Here is a 21205-nt window from a genome sequence, read left to right as displayed (position 1 = left end):
GAAAAGAAACTCCGGCGCTCAGCCATCAAGAGCAAAATGATTTCGGTACGCCTTCGGTTGCCTTGTCAATTGGTGACGATGATGCGGGTGTTGCTCATGCCGGCTTCGCGGACCAGCGCATAGAAAGTCGCCGCATTGCCGGTCTGCAAACGGACACAGCCATGCGAGGCGGGACGGCCAAGCTGCCTGACGGCCCCGGTGCCGTGTATGGCGTAGCCGCCATGGTAGAAAACCGAATAGGGCATGGGCGACATGTCGTATTTGCGCGAATGCCACATCCTGTGCATGCGCTTCGGCCGCCATGTTCCGCGCGGCGTGACATACCCCTTGCGCGCCGTGGAAACCTTCCATGTGTAGAGCACGCGGCCATGCTTCCTGACCGTCATGGTCTGCGAGGAGATGCTCACCTTCGCCTCAAGCACTCCAGCACCGGCCGCAGCGATCGGTCCGAGCATCATCGCCAGCAACGCGGTTACGACAAGTATGGTTTTCTGCATCGGACACTCCCCTTTTTCAGCCCCCGCTGCAATCCGCTCTCCGGATTTTCTTGCCCAACCAAATGTGGTTTTGGATGATCTTCCCTATTGATTGAGATTTTACTGAAGCAATGCGTGGCATTGATGCCTTTCGCCTTGCACAACATACGGCTTGCCAAAGACACTCGTTCCTTGCTCAACTGACGGCATGCAAGATCGACCCTCCCTGCCTGAAAAGCTGCTTGAAGCCGTGGAAGCGCGCCGCGACGAGGTGACGGTGCTGACAAGGGAACTGATCCGCTTCCCGACCGTCAATCCGCCGGGAGAAGCCTACACCCCATGTGCCGAATTCATCGGCAGTTACCTGAAACGGCATGGCTTCGAGGTCGAATATATCCGCGGCGAAGGCGCGCCAGGCGACACCGACCGCTATCCGCGCACCAATGTGGTGGCCCGGTTCGACGGGCGCGTGCCCGGCCCCACCGTGCATTTCAATTCGCATATCGACGTTGTGGAAGCCGGCGACGGATGGACGGTCGATCCTTTCGAGGCGGTCGTGAAGGACGGCCGCGTCTATGGCCGCGGCGCCTGCGACATGAAGGGCGGCCTCGCCTCCTCCATCGTTGCCGCGCTCGCCTTCATGCAGATTTATCCGGATTTTCCGGGGGCCATCGAGATCTCAGGCACGGTGGACGAGGAATCGGGCGGTTTCGGCGGCGTCGCCCATCTGGCGAGGCTCGGCTATTTCTCGAAGCCGAAGGTCGATCACGTCATCATCCCCGAACCGCTCAACAAGGAGCGCATCTGCCTTGGCCATCGCGGCGTGTGGTGGGCGGAGATCGAGACGAAGGGCGAGATCGCGCACGGTTCCATGCCCTTTCTCGGCGACTGCGCCGTGCGCCACATGGGCGCTGTGCTGCAAGCCTTCGAGGAAGAACTGTTCCCGGCGCTGGATGCCAAGCGCACGGCAATGCCGGTGGTGCCGGAAGGCGCGCGGCGCTCGACAATGAACATCAACTCCATCCATGGCGGCCAGACCGACGACTTCCGCCCCGGCCTGCCCTCGCCCAATGTGCCCGACCGCTGCCGCCTCACCATCGACCGCCGCTTCCTGCTGGAGGAGAAGATCGACGAGGTGAAGGGCGAGGTCGTTTCGATTCTCGACCGGCTGAAACGCGACCGTGCAAAGTTCGACTATGAAATCCGCGACCTGATGGAAGTTCAGCCGACCATGACCGAGCGCGACGCGCCGGTGGTCAGGGCCGTTGCGCAGGGCATCATGGCGCTGTTCGACCGCGAGCCGGACTATGTCATCTCGCCCGGCACCTACGACCAGAAGCACGTCGCGCGTCTCGGGCACCTCTACGATTGCATCGCCTATGGCCCCGGCATTCTGGATCTTGCGCACCGCCCCGATGAATGGGTCGGCATCGACGACATGGTGGACGCAGCCAAGGTCATGACAATCGGCCTCAACGTGCTGCTGCGCGGCGGCGCACATTGACGCGCCATACTGCAATGCACAAAAAGCGCGACAAAGGCGATTTACTCACGGGCGATTCCGCGCTTTGATCCGCCACATCGGGAGACAGGGAGAAGACCGATGAAATCCTGGACATCTTTCCTTGCAGCGGCAGCCGTGGCGACGGCGTTGAGCCTGCCTGCCTTCGCGGCCCGCACCGACCTTGTCATCGGCATTCCGCTGGAGCCGCCTCATCTCGACCCGACGGCTGGTGCCGCCGCAGCCATAGACGAAGTGCTTTATGCCAACGTGTTCGAGGGCCTCACCCGCATCGGCCCCTCCGGCGAGGTGTTGCCGGCGCTTGCCGAAAGCTGGGACATTTCCGAAGACGGCACCGTCTATACGTTCAGGCTGCGCAGCGGCGTGAAATTCCATGACGGCAGCGATTTCGACGCAGAAGACGTGAAATTCTCGCTCGACCGCGCCCGCGCCGAAGATTCGGTCAACGCCCAGAAAATTCTGTTCGAAGCCATCGACAGCGTCGAAGCCGTCGATCCGGCTACGGTGAAGATCATGCTCAAGCATCCGCAGGGTGCATTCCTTTACAATATGGGCTGGGGCGACGCGGTGATCGTGGCGCCGGAATCGGCGGATACCAACAAGGAAAAGCCCATCGGCACCGGCCCGTTCCGCTTCGAGAACTGGGCCAAGGGCGCGTCCATAAGGCTGGCAAAGGCCGACAGCTATTGGGGCGAGCCGGCTTATCTCGACAAGGTTGAGTTCCGCATCGTGCCCGATGCCGCCGCCGCCGTGCCCGCTCTCCTTTCGGGCGACGTTCAGGCATTCCCCTTCTTCCAGCCGGATGGCGTCGCCCAGATCGAGGGCGATCCGCGCTTCAGGATCGAGGTTGGCGCCACCGAGGGCGAAACGCTGCTGTCGATGAACAACAAGAAGGAGCCCTTCGACAAGTTGCAGGTGCGGCAGGCGATTTCCTATGCGCTCGACCGGCAGGCGATTATCGACGGCGCTTCGGCCGGGCTCGGAACCCCCATCGGTTCGCACCAGTCGCCGGCATCCAAAGCCTATGTCGATCTTACCGGCACCTACCCGCATGATGTCGCCAGGGCGAAAGAGCTGCTCAAGGAAGCCGGGCTGGAGAACGGATTCAAGACCAGCATAAAGCTGCCGCCACCTTCCTATGCGCGTCTTGGCGGCGAAATCATCGCCTCGCAGTTGCGCGAGATCGGCATCGAGGCCGAGATCATCCCGGTCGAGTGGGCGCAGTGGCTGGATCAGGTCTTTACCCGCAAGGACTACGACCTCACCATCGTCTCGCACACCGAACCGAACGACATCGATATCTATTCACGCAAGGACTATTACTTCAACTACGACAATCCGGCCTTCGACAAGGTGATCGCGGAGCTGAACCTCACCTCCGACGAGGCCAAACGCAACGAGTTGCTCGGGCAGGCGCAGAAAATCCTCGCCGACGACGCCGTGGTCGGCTTCCTCTACGAACTGCCGAAGGTGGGCGTATGGGATGCGAAGCTGGAAGGCTTCTGGAAGGACGCCCCCATTCAGGCCAACGATGTGACGAAGGTGCGGTGGACCGACTGAGCGCCTTACCCCGCGCCGGATCGCCGATCCAATGACAGCCTATCTCGCGAAACGGCTCGCCATCGCCGCCATCACGCTGGCTCTGGCTTCCGTGGTGGTGTTCGCGGTGCTGGAGATCGTGCCGGGCGATCCGGCCCGCGTCATGCTCGGCATGAACGCCAGCGAGGCGCAGGTGGAACAGTTGCGCCAGCAGATGGGTCTGGATGGCGGCCCGGTGCAGCGCTACCTGCATTGGGCGGGCAACCTGCTGTCTCTCGATTTCGGACGCTCCTACACCTATTCCGTGCCGGTCATCGATCTGGTTACGGAACGGCTCGCCGTTTCCCTGCCGCTGGCGCTGATCGCGCTGGCGCTCTCCACTGCCATCGCCATTCCGGTCGGGCTTTACGCCGCCTCTCGGCGCGGCAAAACCGGCGACGTCATCTCGATGGGCGCTGCACAGCTTGGCGTGGCCGTGCCCAATTTCTGGTTCGCGCTGCTGCTCGTTTACCTGTTCGCCGTGTGGCTGCGCTGGCTGCCCGCGGGCGGCTTCCCCGGCTGGGGCGCCGGCATCTGGCCGGCCCTTAAGGCCCTGATGTTGCCCGCGCTGGCGCTTGCCCTGCCGCAGGCCGCCATCCTCGCCCGCGTCACCCGCTCGGCGCTTGTCGATGTGCTGTCGGAGGACTACATCCGCACCGCCCGCGCCAAGGGCATGCCGTGGCGCAGGGTGCTGTGGGGCCATGCGCTGCGCAATGCGCTCATCCCCGTGGTCACCATCATGGGCCTGCAATTCGCCTTCCTTTTGGCCGGCACCATCATCATCGAGAACGTTTTCTACCTGCCGGGCCTCGGCCGCCTCATCTTCCAGGCGATCACCCAGCGCGACCTGATCGTGGTCGAAAGCGTGGTCATGCTGCTGGTCGCCACCGTCATCGCCGTCAACCTGATCGTCGACCTGTCCTATGCGCTGGTCGATCCCCGTCTCAGGCACCGGACATGAGGGGGAACCGGGCATGAAGGCGCTCGCCAACCGCTCCCTGCTCGCCGGCTGCCTGATCACCGCGCTCGTCGCCCTCATGGCGCTCGCCTCCTTCCTGTGGACGCCCTATGACGTGACGAAGCTTGTCGTGGCGGACCGGACGCAGGCTCCTTCCCTCATCCACTGGTTCGGCACCGACCATTTCGGTCGCGACATCGCCTCGATGATCATGGTGGGCGCGCGCAATTCCATTGCCGTCGCGCTGGTGGCGGTCGGTATCGGCATGGGTATCGGCGTGCCGCTCGGCCTGTTCGCGGCCGCACGCGGCGGCCTGCTCGATGAAGCGCTGATGCGCCTGAACGATCTCGTCTTCGCCTTTCCCGCGCTTTTGTCCGCGATCATGATCACCGCCATTTTCGGCCCCGGCGCCATCAACGCCATCATCGCCATCGGCATCTTCAACGTGCCGGTCTTTGCCCGCGTGGCGCGCGCCGGCGCGCTGTCGGTCTGGCCGCGCGAATTCATTCTGGCCGCCCGCGCCGCCGGCAAGGGCCAGACTCTGATCACCGTCGAACACATATTGCCGAACATCGCCAACCAGTTGCTTGTGCAGGGAACGATCCAGTTCGCGCTCGGCATATTGGCGGAAGCCGGCCTTTCCTATCTCGGCCTTGGCGCACAGCCGCCCATGCCGAGTTGGGGGCGCATGCTGTTCGATGCCCAGACCCGCATGACCATCGCGCCGTGGATGGCGCTGTTTCCCGGCATGGCCATCGTCATCACCGTGCTGGGGCTGAACCTTCTGGGCGACGGCATTGCCGACCTGCTCGATCCGAAATCGAGGCGGCGCCGATGAGCCTGCTCGAGATCGAAAACCTTTCGCTCTCCATCGGGGCCGTGCCTGTTCTCAGCGATGTCGACCTGTCGGTTGAACAGGGCGAGATCGTGGCTCTGGTCGGCGAATCCGGCTCCGGCAAGTCGATGACCGCGCTCACCGTCATGCAGCTTCTGCCCCATGCCGCGCGCACGTCCGGACGTGTGCTGCTGGACGGAGCCAATCTGCTGGAAGCCAGCGAAGAGCATATGTGCACGCTGCGCGGCGACGACATCGGCATGGTGTTCCAGGAGCCGATGACTGCGCTCAACCCGCTCAAGACCATCGGCGAACAGGTGGCCGAGGGCATACGCTGGCACGCGCGCGCCAGCCGTGCGGAGGCGGAGGAGCGCACACGTCGGATACTCGACCGCGTCGGCCTGCCGGAGGCGAAATTCCCGCTCTCGCGCTATCCCCACGAATTGTCCGGAGGCCAGCGCCAGCGCGTGGTCATCGCCATCGCCTGCGCGCTGAAGCCCCGGTTGCTGATCGCGGACGAGCCTACCACGGCGCTCGATGTGGTATTGCAGGCGCAGGTGCTGGACCTGCTGCGCGATCTGGTGGCGGAAAACCGTATGGGCCTGCTTCTGATCTCGCACGACCTCGCGGTCGTGGCCGACATGGCGGACCGCATCACCATTCTGCGCAACGGACAGGTGATGGAGGATGGCGAGGCCGCACAGGTGCTCTCAGTACGGACGCATCCCTATACGCGGCAACTGGCGCAAGCCTCGACCCATGTGCCGGAAATCCGCGCTGCGGCTGCACACAACACGCTCGACAGCCCGCAAGCCCCGCTGCTTGTCGTCCAGAACCTCACCCGCGACTATCCCGGCCGCCGCTTGTCCCTGCTCCGGCGCGGGGCGCCCACCCGCGCCGTGGACGATGTGTCGTTTTCCATCGCGCCCGGCCGTTCGGTGGCGCTCGTCGGCCGTTCCGGCTGCGGCAAGTCCACGCTGGCGCGCATGGTGCTGGCGCTGGATCGGCCGACCGCCGGTGAAATCCGCTTCCGGGGTGAAACCCTCACCGGCAGGAGCGAGGTCGAGCTGAAGCCCGCCCGCCGCGACATGCAGGTGGTGTTCCAGGACCCTTACGGCTCCTTCGACCCGCGCCAGAAGGTCGTAAAACTGGTGACGGAGCCGCTGCATCTGCTGGAAAAATCACCATCGAGGGCAGAGCGCCGCGATATGGCAGCCGCCGCGCTGGCAGAGGTGGGCCTCGGGCCGGACGCGCTCGACAGATATCCGCATGAGTTCTCCGGCGGTCAGCGTCAGCGCATTTCGATTGCCCGCGCCATCATCACGAGGCCCAGGCTTGTGGTGGCAGACGAGCCGGTTTCGGCGCTCGACGTCTCGATCCGCGCCCAGATTCTCGATCTTTTCGCCGATCTGAATGCACGGCTCGGCATCGCTTACCTGTTCATCACCCATGACCTGACCGTCGCGCGCGCCATAACGGACGAGGTGATGGTCATGGAGGAAGGCCGCGTTGTCGAGCGCGGTCTCACACATGCAGTGCTGGACAATCCGCAATCCGGCGCGGCACAGGAACTGGTTTCCGCAGCCCCCGACCTGAAGCGCGCGCTTGAAAGGCGGCTGCGGGAACAGGGATAAGCTTAATCCCTGCGCTTCACCACATCGGCGGGGTCGACATCGAGAACTTCGAGCGTACGTTTCAGCAGCCTGATCTCGGTGTCGGCGAGGCTGGCATCGGCCTTTGCGATCTCGGCCATGTGGCTTGCCAGAACGCGCCGGCGCTCGACCGGCAGATCGCGGAACAGCGCAATCGCCTGCGCGCCGGTCGTCTCGTAGCCGGACTCGTTGAGATACTCGATCACGCTGTCGATGCTGGATTCGGCAATGCCGAAAGCGTCCCGGCAGATGCGGCGGAACGTTTCCATTTCGCTATCGCTGACGGAGCCGTCGGCCAGGATCATGCGAAACAGCATCAGCAGTTCGGCCGACAGAACAGGATCGTCGGCAACCTTGCGTACGCCTGGATCGCCCTCGAACATGCTGCGGATATGGTCCAGAAACGCAAACGCCATGACAAGCCCCCTTATGCGGCAATGGCGACATAGTTAGAGCATCCCGGCGCAAAGGGGAATCCCGCTTTCACCCTCATGCATCAACACAAGGTCGGGTGTGGCCATTGCGCAATCCCGCATCATGTGATCGAAGCAGGCTCCACCCCCGCTCTTCCTCCCGCCGGTGCAAAATGTTCGAACTTGCCGCCGATACCGTGGCCCTTCTGGCGCTGGCCGCCTTCTTCGCCGGCATCATCGATTCGATTGCCGGCGGCGGCGGTCTCATCACCATCCCCGCCCTGCTGCTGGCCGGCATGCCGCCGGTCGAAACGCTGGGCACCAACAAGTTGCAGGGCCTGTTCGGCTCCGGCTCGGCAACGATCGCCTATGCGAGCAAGGGCCATGTCGACCTGCGCAGGCAACTGCCTGCCGCTACATTCGCCCTGATCGGCAGCGCGCTGGGTGCGATAGCGGCCACCGTCGTGCCGGCCGAAATCATGCAGGCGGCACTTCCCGTCCTGCTGATCGCCATTGCGCTCTATTTTGCGCTCAAGCCCAATATGGGCGACGTGGACCGCACCGAGCGGATCTCGCCTTTCCTGTTCGGATTGACCGTGGTGCCAGCCATCGGTTTCTACGACGGCCTGTTCGGGCCCGGCACAGGCTCCTTCTACATGCTGGCCTTCGTGACGCTGGCCGGCTACGGCGTCCTGAAAGCCACGGCCCACACCAAGCTGCTGAATTTCGCCACCAATATCGGCGCTTTCGGCGTCTTTGCGCTCGCCGGCGTCATCTACTGGAAAATCGGCCTGATCATGGGTGTCGCCCAGTTCCTCGGCGCGCGGCTGGGGGCCATGCTGGCCATGCGCATAGGCGCGGGCCTCATCAAGCCGCTTCTGGTCATCGTCTGTCTGGTGCTGGCGGTGAAACTGCTTGCCGATCCCGCCAATCCGCTGCGCCTCCTGCTTGGCGTGTAGGGACTATCTCGCCAGCGCGAAAATGGCATCGCAGTCCAGACAGGCTTCGAGTTCGGCCGCGATATCGTCCAGCGCCCGCTCCACCTGCGCGCGATAATCGAGGCCGGAACCCTTCAAGCCAAGGCTTTCAAGGAAGCGCGCCCGAAAACCGTCCACACCGAAAAGTCCATGCAGATAGGTGCCGAACACCTTGCCGTCGGACGAGGTCGCGCCATCCTCGACGCCGTCGATCACGGCAACCGGCCGGCCGCAATCGGGGCCGGACGTGCGTCCGAGATGGATTTCGTAGCCGTCCAGGGGCAGATCGTATGCGACCGAGTGGGCGCTGACATTGCGCACCGTCTTTTCAGGTTCCAGCACCGTCTCTACATCGAGCAGGCCAAGCCCGTCGGCTTCCCTCACCCCGCCTTCGACACCGCCCGGATCGCGCACCTTGCGGCCCAGCATCTGGTATCCGCCGCAGATTCCGACGACGTGCCCGCCCCGCCTCCGATGCGCCGCCAGATCGCTGTCCCAGCCGTTATCGCGGAACTGAATGAGATCGCCGATGGTCGATTTTGAGCCCGGAATAACGACCAGACCCGCATCTTCCGGCAATTGCCGGCCGGGCGGCACGAACACCACCTCGACCTGAGGTTCGGCGCGCAAGGGATCGAGGTCGTCGAAATTGGCGATGCGCGACAGCATCGGCACCGCCACCCTGAGCGCCCGCCTCTCGCCTGCGGCAAGGCGTTCCAGCATGACCGAATCCTCGGAAGGAAGCCGCGACGCAGCCTTCAGCCACGGCACCACGCCAAAGCAGGGCCAGCCGGTGAATTTACCGATCGCATCGATGCCTTCGCTGAAAAGGCTGACATCGCCGCGAAACTTGTTGACGATGTAGCCGGCCACCATGCTTCGGTCTTCTTCCGGCAGGATGAGATGCGTGCCCGCCAGCGATGCAATCACTCCGCCGCGGTCGATATCCCCCACCATCACCACCGGCACATTGGCGCGGGTGGCAAAGCCCATATTGGCGATATCGCGTGCGCGCAGGTTGATTTCAGCCGGCGACCCGGCCCCCTCGACGATGACAAGATCGGCTCCGTCGCCAACCTTCCCCCAGGAGTCCATCACCGCGTCCATCAGTTGCCCCTTCAGGGTCTGATAGTCGCGGGCGCGCGCTTCGCCCTTCACCTTTCCCTGCACCACGACCTGCGAGCCGATGTCGGTCTGCGGTTTCAGCAGAACCGGATTCATGTGCACGCTTGGCGCGACCCCGCACGCCAGTGCCTGCAACCATTGCGCCCGGCCGATCTCGCCGCCGCCGGCCTCGCCCGGAATGTCGGCGACGGCAGCATTGTTCGACATGTTCTGCGGCTTGAAGGGGCGGACCGTCAGCCCGCGGCGCCGCGCAACGCGGCACAAGCCGGCCACCAGAACGGTCTTGCCGACATCGGAGCCGGTACCTTGCAGCATCACCGCCCGAGCCGTCAAAGGGTGTTCCTCCGGCAAAGTGGCTCATGCATTTGTGCCAGCATGCGCTATCCCGATCTTCAAATTTTGCACAGCCGCTCCGCTCATCGTCGGGTTGCGCGACCTCTTCATTGGTCTAGAGTGTCCCGCATCCATAGCCAAGCATTGCCGGCGAGCAAAATGACGGCCCGCCGATTGACCGGAGGACGCGATGGACGGCGCTGTTTCGACACATGGCAACCAGTTCGAGCTCACCGAGGATCAACGTGCGATTCAGGAAATGGCGCAAGCCTTCGCGCAAGACCGCGTCGCCCCGAACGCGCTCGACTGGGACAGGCAAAAGCACTTCCCCGCAGACGTGATCCGCGAGACCGGGCCGCTCGGGCTTGGCGGCATCTATGTGCGCGACGATGTTGGCGGCTCCGCCCTTTCGCGTCTGGACGCCGTGCTGGTCTTCGAAGCGCTTTCGCACGCATGCCCCGCCTTCTCGTCCTTCATTTCCATTCACAACATGGCCGCCTCGATGATCGACCGCTACGGCGACGACGAGCAGCGCCAGCGCTTCCTGCCGAAGCTCACCTCCATGGAATGGCTGGCGAGCTACTGCCTGACCGAGCCCGGCTCGGGCTCCGACGCGGCGGCGCTGCGCACCAGGGCCGTGCGCGATGGCGACGACTATGTGCTGAACGGCGTCAAGCAGTTCATTTCCGGAGCCGGCGACAGCGACATCTACGTGGTGATGGCGCGCACCGGCGAGGATGGCCCCAAGGGCATCTCCACCTTCGTGGTCGGGAAGGACACGCCCGGCCTCTCCTTCGGCGCCAACGAGCACAAGATGGGCTGGCACATGCAGTCCACCCGTCAGGTCGTCTTCGAGGATTGCCGGGTTCCGGCCTCCAACCTGCTCGCTCAGGAAGGCAAGGGATTCTCCATCGCCATGTCCGGGCTCGATGGCGGCCGCCTCAACATCGGCGCCTGCTCGCTGGGCGGGGCGCAGTCCGCGCTCGACAAGGCGCTGGCCTATGCGGGCGAACGCAGGGCCTTCGGCAAGAGCATCGACCAGTTCCAGGCGCTCCAGTTCCGCCTTGCGGACATGGAAACCGAGCTCCAGGCGGCGCGCATCTTCCTTTACACCGCAGCTGCGAAAATGGACGCAAAGGCCCATGACACGTCCAAATGGTCGGCCATGGCCAAGCGCTTCGTCACCGACACCGGGTTCAGGGTGGCGAACGACGCGCTCCAGATACTCGGCGGCTACGGCTATCTGCACGACTATGGCATCGAGAAGCTGGTTCGCGATCTGCGCGTCCACCAGATCCTCGAAGGCACCAACGAGATCATGCGCGTGATCGTCGCAAGGCACATGATCGGAAGGCAATAGGGCGGCATCTTCAGACCCTTTTCCCGATTTGCCTTTCCGTCTGCTTCCCTGCTGCCCCAATTCCGGAGGAAAACCACCATGACCACCATCGCCTTCATCGGCCTCGGCAATATGGGCAACCCCATGGCCGCCAATCTGGTCAAGGCAGGCCACTGCGTCACCGGCTTCGATCTGATGGCGGAAAATCTTGCCACGGCGCGCGAACATGGCCTGTCAATTGCCGCCGACGCCAGGGAAGCGGTGAAGGATGCCGATGTTGTGGTGACCATGCTGCCCGCAGGCAAGCATGTGGTCGCCGTCTACGAAGAGATCGCACCGGCGGCGAGGCCCGGCACGCTGTTCATCGATTCCTCCACCATCGATGTGGAATCGGCGCGCAAGGCCCATGCGCTGGTCGCCGACCATGGCCATGTTTCGGTCGACGCCCCCGTTTCAGGCGGTACAGGCGGCGCGGCCGCCGGCACGCTGACCTTCATGTGCGGCGGAGCCGAAGGCGCTTTCACCCGCGCCGAACCGATCCTGCAACCCATGGCCGGACGCATCGTGCATTGCGGGGGCGCCGGGGCCGGTCAGGCCGCCAAGATCTGCAACAACATGATCCTCGGCATCTCGATGATCGGCGTCGCGGAAGCCTTCGTGCTGGGTGAGAAGCTCGGCCTGTCGCATCAGGCGCTGTTCGACGTGGCCTCCACCTCCTCCGGCCAGTGCTGGTCGCTCACGACCTATTGCCCGGTCCCCGGCCCTGTACCGACCTCGCCCGCGAACAATGGCTACAAGCCCGGTTTCGCCGCCGCTCTCATGCTAAAGGACCTGAAGCTGGCGCAGGAAGCTGCACAAGGCGCCGGCGCACCGACGCCGCTCGGCGCCGAAGCCGCACAACTCTACGCCCTGTTCAATGCCCAGGGTGGCGGCGGTACGGATTTTTCCGGGATCGTCGAGTTCCTTCGCGGCAAGATCGCCTGAATCTGAAACCGTCCGGATGTCGTTTTTGCGCCTCCGGGTTGCAGCCCGGGATGGCTTTGCACGCCCTGCGTTAGGGTCTAAGCCTTCAGGAAATATCGCAAATTTAGGTTTGCTTAAGCACTTGCTAACCGTCCGGTAACGATGTCGCGGTAAAACCACATTCGAAGGCGGGCGACCGCCCTGAGCTCCGGATCAGGTGTTGCGTACCGGAGCGTATAGTTTGAGTGAGCGTACAGGTTTCGCGGTGTTCGAGTAGCGAAACCGCCTGGCGTATCCGGCAATGCCGCGCCCCGAAAGGAGCGCGGCTTTTGCTTTACGGGGCTCGCGGATCAGCCGAAAAGATCTTTCTCCGCCAGATCCAGCGCCTTCACGATACGGTCGCAGGCGAGGTCGATGGTCTCGCGGGTCCAGATCAGCGGAGGCGACAGGATCATGGTGTCACCGGTGGCGCGCAACATCAGCCCGCTGGCGATGGCATGGTCGCGCACCACGACAGCCGCGCGGCCCTCGCCCTCGAAGCGCTCCCTGGTCGCCTTGTCCCTGACGATCTCGATCGCGCCCATCAGGCCGAAGGAGCGCACCTCGCCCACCAGGCGATGATCCGCAATGCGTTCGCGCAGCGCCTGGGCGAAATAAGGGCCGGTATCGTTCTTCACCCGGTCGACCAGCCCTTCCCGCTCAATGATGTCGAGATTGGCGAGCGCCACCGCGCACGCCACGGGATGACCGGCATAGGTGTAGCCATGGTAGAACTCGCCCCCCTTCTCCACCAGCGTCCTGGCGATGCGGTCGCCGACCAGCAGCGCCGAAAGCGGCTGATAACCGGAAGTCAGCGCCTTGGCCGTGGTGATGGTGTCCGGCTCGATCCCGAAGGACTGCGCCGCAAACCACTCGCCCGTACGGCCATAACCGGTGATCACCTCGTCCAGCATCAGCAGCACGTCGTATTTGCGGCAGATGCGCTCCACTTCGGGCCAATAGCTCATCGGCGGAATCTTGACGCCGCCCGCCCCCATGATCGGCTCGCCGATGAAGGCCGCGACCTTTTCCGGACCGGCCTCGACGATGGCGTCCTCGACCGCCTTTGCCGCACGCAGACCGAACTCATGGTCGCTCTCGCCCGGCAGCGCCAGTTCATATGCATAGGGCATCATCACATGCACGATGTTGGGAACCGCACCGCCGAGCTGCTTGTGCATAGGCTCCATGCCGCCCAGCGATGTGCCGGCCACGGTGGAGCCGTGATAGGCATTCCTGCGCGAAATGATGCGGTTCTTCTCCGGCTTGCCTTCCAGCGCCCAGTAGTGGCGCACCAGGCGCAGCGCCGTGTCGTTGGCCTCCGAGCCGGATGAGCCAAAGAACACCTGATTGACGCTCTTCGGCGCCAGTTCCGCCAGTCTTTTGGCCAGCAGCACCGGTGTCGGCGTCGAGCACTTGAAGAAGGAATTGTAATAGGGCAGCTCCTTCATCTGCCTGTAGGCGGCCTCGGCCAGTTCGTTGCGGCCATAGCCGACATTGACGCACCACAGGCCGGCCATGCCGTCGAGAATCTCGTTCCCTTCCGAATCGTAGATGTAAGGCCCCTCGGCACGCGTGATGATGCGTGAACCGGCCTCCCGCAATTCCTTGTGGTCGGTGAAGGGATGAAGATGGTGCGCTGCATCGATCTGCTGAAGCTGCTTCAGCGAATAATTCTGATAGGTCATGATGTTATCCCTGTTTCCTGAATCTGTCCGGCAAGCTGGCCGGTGGCGGATTTCAGGTCAGGATGTGCGGCGAATAGCCGATGCGCGCGCACAGGCGCAGAAGTTCGGCATGGCGCGTGCGCGGCGACGGTGTCGCCCCGACGAACCCCATCGCAGAATGGTTTACAGCCGAGCACATGCCACAATCCTAGCAAAGCGCATTGCGAAACGCCAGTTTGGAGCGCGCCGCGCGCAGGCAAACTCCTGTCGCAACCTGCGCCGCGCGCAGGCAAATGCCTGTCGCAACCTGCATTGACGTAACCGCCCGTGAATCCTTATGTCTGGGGAAACAGACGCCGAAGGCAGTTCTCCATGACAAATCCGATCGAGGCCCTGATCGCCGAAAAAGGCGTGCTGCTTGCCGATGGCGCGACCGGCACGAACCTGTTCGCCATGGGCCTGTCCGCGGGCGAGGCGCCCGAACTGCTCAACGATACGGCGCCCGACACCATCGCCGCCCTGCACCGGAATTTCGTCGATGCCGGCGCCGACATCATCCTCACCAATTCGTTCGGCGGCACACGCCACCGGCTCAAGTTGCACCATGCGCAGGATCGCGTTCACGAACTGAACAGGCGAGCGGCCGAAATAGCCCGCTCGGTTACCGACAAGGCAGGCCGCAAGGTTATCGTTGCCGGTTCGGTCGGCCCCACAGGCGAATTGCTGGTTCCGCTGGGCGCCCTCACCTACGAGGAAGCCGTTGACGCCTTTGCCGAGCAGATGGAGGGGCTCAAGGCGGGCGGTGCGGAAATTGCATGGATCGAGACCATGTCGGCGCCCGATGAAATCCGCGCGGCAGCCGAGGCGGCCATCCGAGTGGGTATGCCCTATGTCTACACCGGCTCCTTCGACACCGCCGGGCGCACCATGATGGGCCTTCTGCCGAAGGATATCCATGGAGTTGCGGACGGTTTGGAGCGAGCGCCGCTCGGGGTCGGAGCCAATTGCGGCGTCGGCGCCTCCGATATTCTCGCCTCGCTGCTCGACATGACCGGGGCGAAGCCGGAAGCGACCGTCATCGTCAAGGGCAATTGCGGCATTCCCGAATTCCATGGCTCGGAAATCCGCTACTCCGGTACACCCGAACTGATGGCCGATTATGTGCGGCTTGCGGTCGACGCCGGGGCAAGAATCATAGGAGGTTGCTGTGGCACCTCCTTCGCCCATCTGGCAGCCATGCGCGAAGCGCTGGACAGTCACAGCAAGGCTGTCCGCCCGACCATCGAAACCATCGTCGAACGCATCGGCCCCCTCCGCAACAAGCCGGCAAGCCCCAATGAAGCTGGCGAAGGCAGGCGCGAACGACGCCGTTCAAGAGTCTGATTTAAAGCGTATCGCGATCTTTCAGCTTTGCTCCTTACGCTTTAAATAATTGTTTTTACGCATGTCTTTGTCCCGAAACCGGTTTCCGATTTCGGGCGACATGCTTCAGAACTCGGTATAGCTGGAAAGCACCGACGCCTGATCCCTGACCGCGCCCTCGCCGCCGCGCATCATCATCACGGCTTCGCTGGAGCGTGGATCGGAAATCCGCTCCAGCATGGCCCCGAAGCGTTCGTTGTGGAGCGCCGACAGTGCCGTCTGGCGTGCCGCCTGCACCGCGCTCATCATCTGTTCGGAATTGCTGCGATTGCCGGCAACGCTCTCGCGCGCCGCGTAGGCGCCAGATCCTGCATATCCATCGACGCGCATCCAACGAGCCCCCGTGTCTGAAGCACTCACCATAGTGTGCAGGGATTTCGATGCCGTCTTTCAGTTTGGTTGCATTTTAACGATCCGGAAAAAACCGGCGAAGCTGTCGCCGGTTTGCAAAGGAAACCGGAAACCGTCAGTTCCGGTCCGACAATGCCTGCGCCAGACGCACCAGCGCCAGGAACTCCGACCGGTAGCCGAACGGATCGGCCCCCCGGGCTTCGGACGCCATTTGCAGGATGCGATCATAGCCGAAGCCGGCAAGTTCTCCCTCCTGGCGCAGTTTCTGCGCAAAAGCCGCAACGGCCACGGAGAAACGCTGATCCACACTCGCCGCTTCAGGTGACATCACCTCATCTGCGGCCGTCACCGGACGGGTGATGAGTTTCGATACATCTTCGCCCGGCAGCTTGTAACGGATCTTCACGAAAGCATATTCTTCGGCACCAGAAATCCCGCCATTGTCGGTCGATGCCTCGCCATAGCGCAGCGGATCGATACGCTGGGCCGCGCCCTTCGGCGTGATTTCATAGATTGCCGTGACCGAGTGGCCTGAGCCGATATCGCCGGCATCGACGCGGTCGTTGTTGAAATCCTCGCGGGCGAGAGCGCGCGTTTCATAACCGATCAGCCGATATTCCGACACCTTCTGCGGGTTGAACTCGACCTGGATTTTCACATCGCTGGCGATGGGAAACAGGGTCGATGCCGATTCCTGCACCAGAACCTTTTCGGCCTCCGCCAGCGTGTCGATATAGGCGGCAGTGCCGTTGCCGTTCTGGGCAATCGTCTGCATCATGCTGTCGTTGAGGTTTCCTCGCCCAAAGCCCAGAACCGAAAGGAAGATTCCGGCCTTGCGCTCTTCTTCGATCAGGCGCTTCAGGTCACCGTCATCGGTCTGGCCGACGTTGAAGTCGCCATCGGTGGCCAGCATGATGCGGTTCACACCACCTTGCACGAAAGACTGTTTCGCCAGCCGGTAGGCTTCGCGGATGCCGGCCTCCCCGGCCGTCGACCCGCCTGCCAGCAATCCATCCATGGCGGCGAGGATCTTCGCCTTTTCCGATGCCTTCGTGGGTTCGAGAACCGTTCCGGCCTCGCCCGCATAGGTGACGATGGACACTGTGTCGTCCGCCTCCAGCCGGTTCACCAGCAGGCGGAAGGCCGATTGCAGCAGCGGAAGTTTGTCCGGCTCGTTCATCGAGCCGGAAACGTCGATGAGGAAGACAAGATTGGACTTCGGCTTTTCGGCCGGCTGCACGTCATAACCCTTGATGGCGACATGCATGAGCTTGTGCTCGCCGTTCCACGGCGCGGGCATCACAGTCACATCGGCGTTGAATGGCGTTTCGGCCGATTGCGGCCCTTTCCAGTCGTAAGGAAAATAGTTGACCATTTCCTCGACCCGCACGGTATCGGCCTGCGGCAGCATACCCTCCCTGAGCGAGCGGCGCACATAGGCATAGGAAGCCGTGTCCACATCGACGGAGAAGGTCGAGACCGGCTGTTCGGCGACAGAGCGCACCGGATTGCTGTCGAAATTGCCGATCCGGTCGCGGTTTGGATTGGCAGGCACATAAGGCTCCGGCACGGGAGGAGCCAGAATCGTGCGCTGCATCGGAGCGGCGCCTCCCCGCCCGATCTGCGCCTGCAAAGGCGCATTGGTCCGGGCTGCGGGTACCTCCGCGGATGTCGGCGCGGGCGCGGCCTGCGGCACCGGCGCTTCGGCATCGGCGAAAGCCTCGCGCACCCTGTTCTCCGATGCCTCGGTTTTTGCATGGGGCTGGCTGGCGACCTGATCGGCTGCCTCCCCGACTGCATCAGGAACTTGCCGGCCCGCCCCGAACGGCGATTCCTGCAAAAGATAAAGCGCCGTATAACCGGCGATCGGCAGGGCGACGAGGCCGGCCAGGGCCGGAACGGCAATCAGTTTTTTCTGCATCACGTCTCTCCAGAGCTTGCGTGCTCGATCGGTGAGACGTTGCCTGCTGTCCATTCCTTGGGGTGCGCCCGAAATTTCCTCGTTCGCGTCGAAAGCCTGCATGGCCGCATGCAGGGCGCGCACCTTCGATTCCGGGCTCGCGCCGGGTGCGGGCATCCTGCCAAGCCTGCCGAGTTCCTTGTCATCGACCATGGTCACACTTCCCCGGCCTGGCGCATCAGCACCTTCAGCCGCTTCTTCGCTTCATGGATGTGCCAGGATACCGTCGCTTCCGAGATCGCCATGGCTGCGGCGGCCCCGGCGTGGGTCAACCCCTCGCCATAGACGAGAAGCACGGCATCGCGTTGCCTGTCGGGCAATGCGCGAACGCAATGCCACAGGGTCTCCGACGCCTCGTCCGTCATGCCGTCGGCCTCGGCCACCGTCAGAAGCTCGGCGCCATAAGCCTGCGCCTTTGCCGTCTCGCGGGCGTTCTTGCGGGCCATATCGCGCACCGCGTTCAACGTCATGGCATAGAGCCATGTGGTGAACGCGCCATTGCCCTGATAGGACCGGATCGAACGACCGATGCGCACGCAGACCTCCTGCGCGATGTCTTCGGCGTCTGCGCGGCTGCCGCTCCAGCGCCAGGCCACACGGCGGACGAAATCGTAATATCTTTCGACCAGTGCGCCGAAAGCCGCCCTGTCCCCGTTCCTCGCCCTGCCGATCAGCTCGGCATCCGCGGTATCGCCGTCATCCAGCACCATAGCCATCATCGTGCCTTGGACGACGCGGTTTGACCATTCCTTGGGGTGGCGCGGAAAAAAATTATGGCGCTCGGGATTTGCGGCTTTCGAGCCGTACCGTGCGCGCGCCGACATGCAGGGCCCTTCCCGCGCCGGCGCCGGCCACCCCGGCACCCAGCCCGAGCGCGACGATGAGCAGCGCTGCCGCATCGAAGCTGCCGGTCCAGCTTCGGATCAGTCCCAGAAGCAGCGGTCCGACAGCCGCCAGAACATAGCCGACACCCTGCGCCATGCCCGAGAGATGGGCTGCAACATGCGAATCGGAGGAACGCAGCACGATGACGATCATCGCCGCTGCGATCAGTCCGCCCTGCCCTATGCCCTGCAAGACGGCCCACAACAGCACCGACCACATCGGTGCGAACATCATGCCGAGCAAACCTGCCGTCGCGCACAGCACCAGTGCGACGTTGACGCCGCGCTGGTCCTTGCAGCGAATGGCGAAGGACGGCACGCCAAGACATGTCACCACCTGCACCATGACCGAGAGCGATACGATGCCGCCGGCGACCGTCGGCTCGAAACCCCGCTCGCGCAGCATCGGAGCCAGCCAGCCGAATACGCAATAGGCGAGCGCCGATTGCAGCCCGGTGAACAGTGTCACCTGCCAGGCCAGACGGTCGCGCCACAGGCCCTCCACCCGAAAGCCGGTATGAGCGGCCTGCGGCTTCACCCGCATGGCCTGCGGGATGAAGAGCAGCAGCACCGCAAACGCGGGCACGGCCCACGCGGCAAGCGCCGCGGGCCATGAGCCGAGCACATGTTCGAGCGGCAAGGTCAGCCCGGCCGCCGCCGCCGATCCGGCGCAGAGCGCCATGGTGTAGAGACCGGTCATGATGGCAGCACGCTCGGGAAAGTCGCGTTTCACCACGCCCGGCAGCAGCACGTTGGAAACCGCAATGGCCGCCCCGGCGGCAAACGTGCCGAAGAACAGCAATGCGACCGAGTCGATGCCCCGCAGGGCGGTTCCGGCGGTCAGCAACACCAACGCACCCATAAGCGTCCGCTCCGCGCCATATCGCTGCGCCAGCCCCGGCGCGAAAGGCGCGAAAAGCCCAAGGCAGAGCACGGGAAGCGTGGTCAGCAGGCTGGCTCCCACCGTGGACAGGCCGGTGTCGCGGATAACCTCCGGTAAAACGACGGAAAGCGATGGAAAGATCGGCCTCAGGTTGAAGGCGATCAGCACCAGGCTGATCGCAAACAGCAGACGCGCGGTCGGGCTGGCGAATTTGGGCGGTGCCGGAGGCGGCAGGCTGTCGGCCTCTGCATCGACCAGTTGCTCTTCGAGCGCATCGGGCACGATATGAGATCCCGATGCGCCGGAGGCGGATGTATTGACGGTCATCTGGAGAGAAGCCTATCGAGCTGGAGAAGAACAGGCGCCATGAAGGCGCGAACGGATGCGGCCGCCCTGTCCGGGTCGCCGGATGCAACAGCCTCCACGATCTGCGCATGAGCCTGATCGTTGGGCTCGGGCAGATCGCCTTGCAGCGTCGAGCCGATCACGTCCGTGATGGCCGCCGTGAAGAAATCGTAGATTTCGACCATCGCCTGATTGCCGGATGCCCTGACCACGGCACGGTGAAAGGCAAGATCGCGCCGGATGAAAGCCTCGCGCCCGCCATCCGCAACCGTGCCCCGCTCCGACAGCAGCCGGCGCAGGGTCGCGATGTCCGCTGGCGTGTGGCGCAGGGCGGCAAGCCGTGCCGCCTCGACATCGAGAAGCGCACGTGCCTCCCATTGATCGCGCAGGCAGGTCTGCCTGACGCGGTCGAGGGCAGCCGCAGGATCCGCCGTCGCCAGCACATAGGTGCCGGAGCCCTGCCGGGTTTCCAGAAGCCCCTGCGAGACCAGCGCGCGCACCGCTTCCCGCACCGTTCCGCGGCTGACACCAAGCATTTCGACGAGCGTCGCTTCATTGGGGATACGCTCGCCAACAGGCCATCGCCCCGCAGCGATTTCGGATCGCAGGCTGGTCGCCGCACTCTCGGTAAGGTTGGTTCGTATCGCTTGCTTCATGAGTCATCAAATCATCTGATGACTTTAGTTAAACTTGGCGGGCGACAGAGTCAATCGCACAGAGAGGAACCGTCACATGCCGTGCGCAGCTCTCATGTCGGAGAAGCGAAAGCAGCCATATGGAACGCCTGCACCTCTGCCGGATAGCGATAGGCCGCGCCATACGGACATGCATTGCGATCGAGGCAGCCACCTTGCCTGCAAGCATCGCCCAGCGGGCCCCGCACATGCGAAAGGCAGGCACGATGGTCGAAGCCCTGCACCGAACAGGCATCGACCGGACAGGCATTCATGCAAGGTTTTCCGATACATGCATCGCAGCGATGAATCGTCTTCTGAGGCACTTCGACCGTAATCTCATGATCGAACAGCAGCGCGCCGCGATAGGCATGCCAGAGCCCGTATTCGGGATGCATGAGAATGCCCAGCGGCGACGGCTTCAACCCCTCGGCCCGCATCGCCCACTGCTGGAACGGCAGGAAAGGCCGGTCGCTGGGCGAAACGGCTCTGGCTCCGAAACGTGCGGCGACAGAGGCAATGACCTCGCGCGACCAGGTATCGAGAGGATTTTCCCGCACTTCTGGCCGTTCGCGCCGCCAGCGCATGAAATGCGGCCATGGTCTGGCCCCGGCCTGTCCCACGAGGAGCACGGCACGCGCCGGCCTTTCCGCCGGCCCGGGCGGAGCATGCTCATCCGGCGTGAAATTGAGGCCGCCACGTATCAGAAGACCGTGCGCCGCCAAGGCGTCAGCTATGCGCTGCTGCCAGACCTCGCCCCATACGCTGCTGCCGGACATGGCAATCATTTCCGGTCCGGCCCGGAGAAG

The 21205-nt window shown here is 63.6% G+C and carries 20 protein-coding genes; 9 read left to right on the top strand and 11 right to left on the bottom strand.

The window, feature by feature from the left end:
- Positions 1-65: 65 nt before the first annotated feature.
- Complete coding sequence (locus DES43_RS00945; protein WP_035023751.1) at positions 66-497, bottom strand: L,D-transpeptidase; 432 nt, start codon at positions 495-497, stop codon at positions 66-68.
- A gap of 205 nt (positions 498-702) precedes the next feature.
- Between DES43_RS00945 and DES43_RS00940 the strand changes: the two genes are divergently transcribed.
- The 5 genes from DES43_RS00940 (at position 703) to DES43_RS00920 (ending at position 7003) form a co-directional block, all read left to right on the top strand.
- A complete protein-coding gene (locus DES43_RS00940) occupies positions 703-1980 on the top strand; it encodes an acetylornithine deacetylase/succinyl-diaminopimelate desuccinylase family protein (protein WP_035024102.1) in 1278 nt (425 codons plus the stop codon).
- Between the two features lie 99 nt (positions 1981-2079).
- Positions 2080-3558: an ABC transporter substrate-binding protein gene (locus DES43_RS00935; protein ID WP_035023753.1), complete on the top strand. Its 1479-nt coding sequence runs from the start codon at positions 2080-2082 to the stop codon at positions 3556-3558.
- 31 nt (positions 3559-3589) lie between these two features.
- Positions 3590-4537: an ABC transporter permease gene (locus DES43_RS00930; protein WP_035023755.1), complete on the top strand. Its 948-nt coding sequence runs from the start codon at positions 3590-3592 to the stop codon at positions 4535-4537.
- Between the two features lie 13 nt (positions 4538-4550).
- Entirely contained in the window at positions 4551-5372 is an 822-nt protein-coding gene (locus tag DES43_RS00925; protein ID WP_035023757.1) for an ABC transporter permease, read from the top strand.
- Positions 5369-7003, top strand: a complete 1635-nt coding sequence (locus DES43_RS00920) for an ABC transporter ATP-binding protein (protein WP_035023759.1) — start codon at positions 5369-5371, stop codon at positions 7001-7003. Before DES43_RS00925 ends, DES43_RS00920 begins: the two co-directional genes overlap by 4 nt.
- Before the next feature lie 2 nt (positions 7004-7005).
- Here DES43_RS00920 and DES43_RS00915 read toward each other — a convergent pair whose 3' ends face one another.
- On the bottom strand, positions 7006-7437 hold the full coding sequence (locus tag DES43_RS00915) for a TerB family tellurite resistance protein (RefSeq protein WP_035023761.1): 432 nt from the start codon (positions 7435-7437) through the stop codon (positions 7006-7008).
- Positions 7438-7607: 170 nt separating this feature from the next.
- Between DES43_RS00915 and DES43_RS00910 the strand changes: the two genes are divergently transcribed.
- On the top strand, positions 7608-8393 hold the full coding sequence (locus DES43_RS00910; RefSeq protein WP_035023763.1) for a TSUP family transporter: 786 nt from the start codon (positions 7608-7610) through the stop codon (positions 8391-8393).
- A gap of 3 nt (positions 8394-8396) precedes the next feature.
- Here DES43_RS00910 and DES43_RS00905 read toward each other — a convergent pair whose 3' ends face one another.
- On the bottom strand, positions 8397-9851 hold the full coding sequence (locus DES43_RS00905; RefSeq protein WP_035023765.1) for a cobyric acid synthase: 1455 nt from the start codon (positions 9849-9851) through the stop codon (positions 8397-8399).
- 208 nt (positions 9852-10059) lie between these two features.
- Between DES43_RS00905 and DES43_RS00900 the strand changes: the two genes are divergently transcribed.
- A complete protein-coding gene (locus DES43_RS00900) occupies positions 10060-11229 on the top strand; it encodes an isobutyryl-CoA dehydrogenase (RefSeq protein WP_035023767.1) in 1170 nt (389 codons plus the stop codon).
- A gap of 78 nt (positions 11230-11307) precedes the next feature.
- Positions 11308-12192 carry a 3-hydroxyisobutyrate dehydrogenase gene (gene mmsB / locus DES43_RS00895; RefSeq protein ID WP_035023768.1) on the top strand — a complete coding sequence of 295 codons (885 nt, stop codon included), beginning with the start codon at positions 11308-11310 and terminating at the stop codon, positions 12190-12192.
- A 329-nt stretch (positions 12193-12521) separates the two neighbouring features.
- Here the strand turns inward: mmsB and DES43_RS00890 are convergent, their stop codons facing one another.
- Complete coding sequence (locus tag DES43_RS00890) at positions 12522-13898, bottom strand: aspartate aminotransferase family protein (RefSeq protein ID WP_035023770.1); 1377 nt, start codon at positions 13896-13898, stop codon at positions 12522-12524.
- A 52-nt stretch (positions 13899-13950) separates the two neighbouring features.
- The gene (locus DES43_RS22610) at positions 13951-14076 is read right to left on the bottom strand and encodes a capsid protein (protein WP_198027467.1); all 126 of its coding nucleotides are present in this window, start codon (positions 14074-14076) and stop codon (positions 13951-13953) included.
- Between the two features lie 173 nt (positions 14077-14249).
- Between DES43_RS22610 and bmt the strand changes: the two genes are divergently transcribed.
- The gene (bmt, locus tag DES43_RS00885) at positions 14250-15260 is read left to right on the top strand and encodes a betaine--homocysteine S-methyltransferase (protein ID WP_035023772.1); all 1011 of its coding nucleotides are present in this window, start codon (positions 14250-14252) and stop codon (positions 15258-15260) included.
- A gap of 105 nt (positions 15261-15365) precedes the next feature.
- Here bmt and DES43_RS00880 read toward each other — a convergent pair whose 3' ends face one another.
- The 6 genes from DES43_RS00880 to DES43_RS00855 all read right to left on the bottom strand — a co-directional run bounded on the left by DES43_RS00880 (position 15366) and on the right by DES43_RS00855 (position 21175).
- On the bottom strand, positions 15366-15629 hold the full coding sequence (locus DES43_RS00880) for a hypothetical protein (protein WP_035023774.1): 264 nt from the start codon (positions 15627-15629) through the stop codon (positions 15366-15368).
- A gap of 136 nt (positions 15630-15765) precedes the next feature.
- A complete protein-coding gene (locus DES43_RS00875) occupies positions 15766-17763 on the bottom strand; it encodes a vWA domain-containing protein (protein ID WP_035023776.1) in 1998 nt (665 codons plus the stop codon).
- Between the two features lie 2 nt (positions 17764-17765).
- Entirely contained in the window at positions 17766-18326 is a 561-nt protein-coding gene (locus DES43_RS00870; protein ID WP_035024104.1) for an RNA polymerase sigma factor, read from the bottom strand.
- 55 nt (positions 18327-18381) lie between these two features.
- Positions 18382-19704, bottom strand: a complete 1323-nt coding sequence (locus DES43_RS00865; protein WP_051520396.1) for a CynX/NimT family MFS transporter — start codon at positions 19702-19704, stop codon at positions 18382-18384.
- Positions 19701-20378, bottom strand: a complete 678-nt coding sequence (locus DES43_RS00860) for a FadR/GntR family transcriptional regulator (protein ID WP_035023778.1) — start codon at positions 20376-20378, stop codon at positions 19701-19703. Before DES43_RS00860 ends, DES43_RS00865 begins: the two co-directional genes overlap by 4 nt.
- Before the next feature lie 92 nt (positions 20379-20470).
- Complete coding sequence (locus tag DES43_RS00855) at positions 20471-21175, bottom strand: 4Fe-4S dicluster domain-containing protein (RefSeq protein ID WP_133674767.1); 705 nt, start codon at positions 21173-21175, stop codon at positions 20471-20473.
- Positions 21176-21205: the final 30 nt, after the last annotated feature.

It is taken from the genome of Aquamicrobium defluvii (assembly GCF_004363725.1).
GTDB lineage: Bacteria > Pseudomonadota > Alphaproteobacteria > Rhizobiales > Rhizobiaceae > Mesorhizobium > Mesorhizobium defluvii.
The sequence above is the reverse complement of the archived record's forward strand: the minus strand, read 5'-3'. Positions and strand labels throughout refer to the sequence as shown.

Excerpts from the sequence above, each read along its gene's own strand:
- DES43_RS22610 (WP_198027467.1), bottom strand. The coding sequence starts at position 14,076 with ATGTGCTCGGCTGTAAACCATTCTGCGATGGGGTTCGTCGGGGCGACA.
- DES43_RS00900 (WP_035023767.1), top strand. The coding sequence starts at position 10,060 with ATGGACGGCGCTGTTTCGACACATGGCAACCAGTTCGAGCTCACCGAG.
- DES43_RS00920 (WP_035023759.1), top strand. The coding sequence starts at position 5,369 with ATGAGCCTGCTCGAGATCGAAAACCTTTCGCTCTCCATCGGGGCCGTG.
- bmt (WP_035023772.1), top strand. The coding sequence starts at position 14,250 with ATGACAAATCCGATCGAGGCCCTGATCGCCGAAAAAGGCGTGCTGCTT.
- DES43_RS00930 (WP_035023755.1), top strand. The coding sequence starts at position 3,590 with ATGACAGCCTATCTCGCGAAACGGCTCGCCATCGCCGCCATCACGCTG.
- DES43_RS00870 (WP_035024104.1), bottom strand. The coding sequence starts at position 18,326 with ATGGCTATGGTGCTGGATGACGGCGATACCGCGGATGCCGAGCTGATC.
- DES43_RS00855 (WP_133674767.1), bottom strand. The coding sequence starts at position 21,175 with ATGTCCGGCAGCAGCGTATGGGGCGAGGTCTGGCAGCAGCGCATAGCT.
- DES43_RS00890 (WP_035023770.1), bottom strand. The coding sequence starts at position 13,898 with ATGACCTATCAGAATTATTCGCTGAAGCAGCTTCAGCAGATCGATGCA.
- DES43_RS00910 (WP_035023763.1), top strand. The coding sequence starts at position 7,608 with ATGTTCGAACTTGCCGCCGATACCGTGGCCCTTCTGGCGCTGGCCGCC.
- DES43_RS00865 (WP_051520396.1), bottom strand. The coding sequence starts at position 19,704 with ATGACCGTCAATACATCCGCCTCCGGCGCATCGGGATCTCATATCGTG.
- DES43_RS00875 (WP_035023776.1), bottom strand. The coding sequence starts at position 17,763 with ATGGTCGATGACAAGGAACTCGGCAGGCTTGGCAGGATGCCCGCACCC.
- DES43_RS00905 (WP_035023765.1), bottom strand. The coding sequence starts at position 9,851 with ATGCTGCAAGGTACCGGCTCCGATGTCGGCAAGACCGTTCTGGTGGCC.
- DES43_RS00935 (WP_035023753.1), top strand. The coding sequence starts at position 2,080 with ATGAAATCCTGGACATCTTTCCTTGCAGCGGCAGCCGTGGCGACGGCG.
- DES43_RS00915 (WP_035023761.1), bottom strand. The coding sequence starts at position 7,437 with ATGGCGTTTGCGTTTCTGGACCATATCCGCAGCATGTTCGAGGGCGAT.
- mmsB (WP_035023768.1), top strand. The coding sequence starts at position 11,308 with ATGACCACCATCGCCTTCATCGGCCTCGGCAATATGGGCAACCCCATG.
- DES43_RS00880 (WP_035023774.1), bottom strand. The coding sequence starts at position 15,629 with ATGCGCGTCGATGGATATGCAGGATCTGGCGCCTACGCGGCGCGCGAG.
- DES43_RS00925 (WP_035023757.1), top strand. The coding sequence starts at position 4,551 with ATGAAGGCGCTCGCCAACCGCTCCCTGCTCGCCGGCTGCCTGATCACC.
- DES43_RS00860 (WP_035023778.1), bottom strand. The coding sequence starts at position 20,378 with ATGAAGCAAGCGATACGAACCAACCTTACCGAGAGTGCGGCGACCAGC.
- DES43_RS00945 (WP_035023751.1), bottom strand. The coding sequence starts at position 497 with ATGCAGAAAACCATACTTGTCGTAACCGCGTTGCTGGCGATGATGCTC.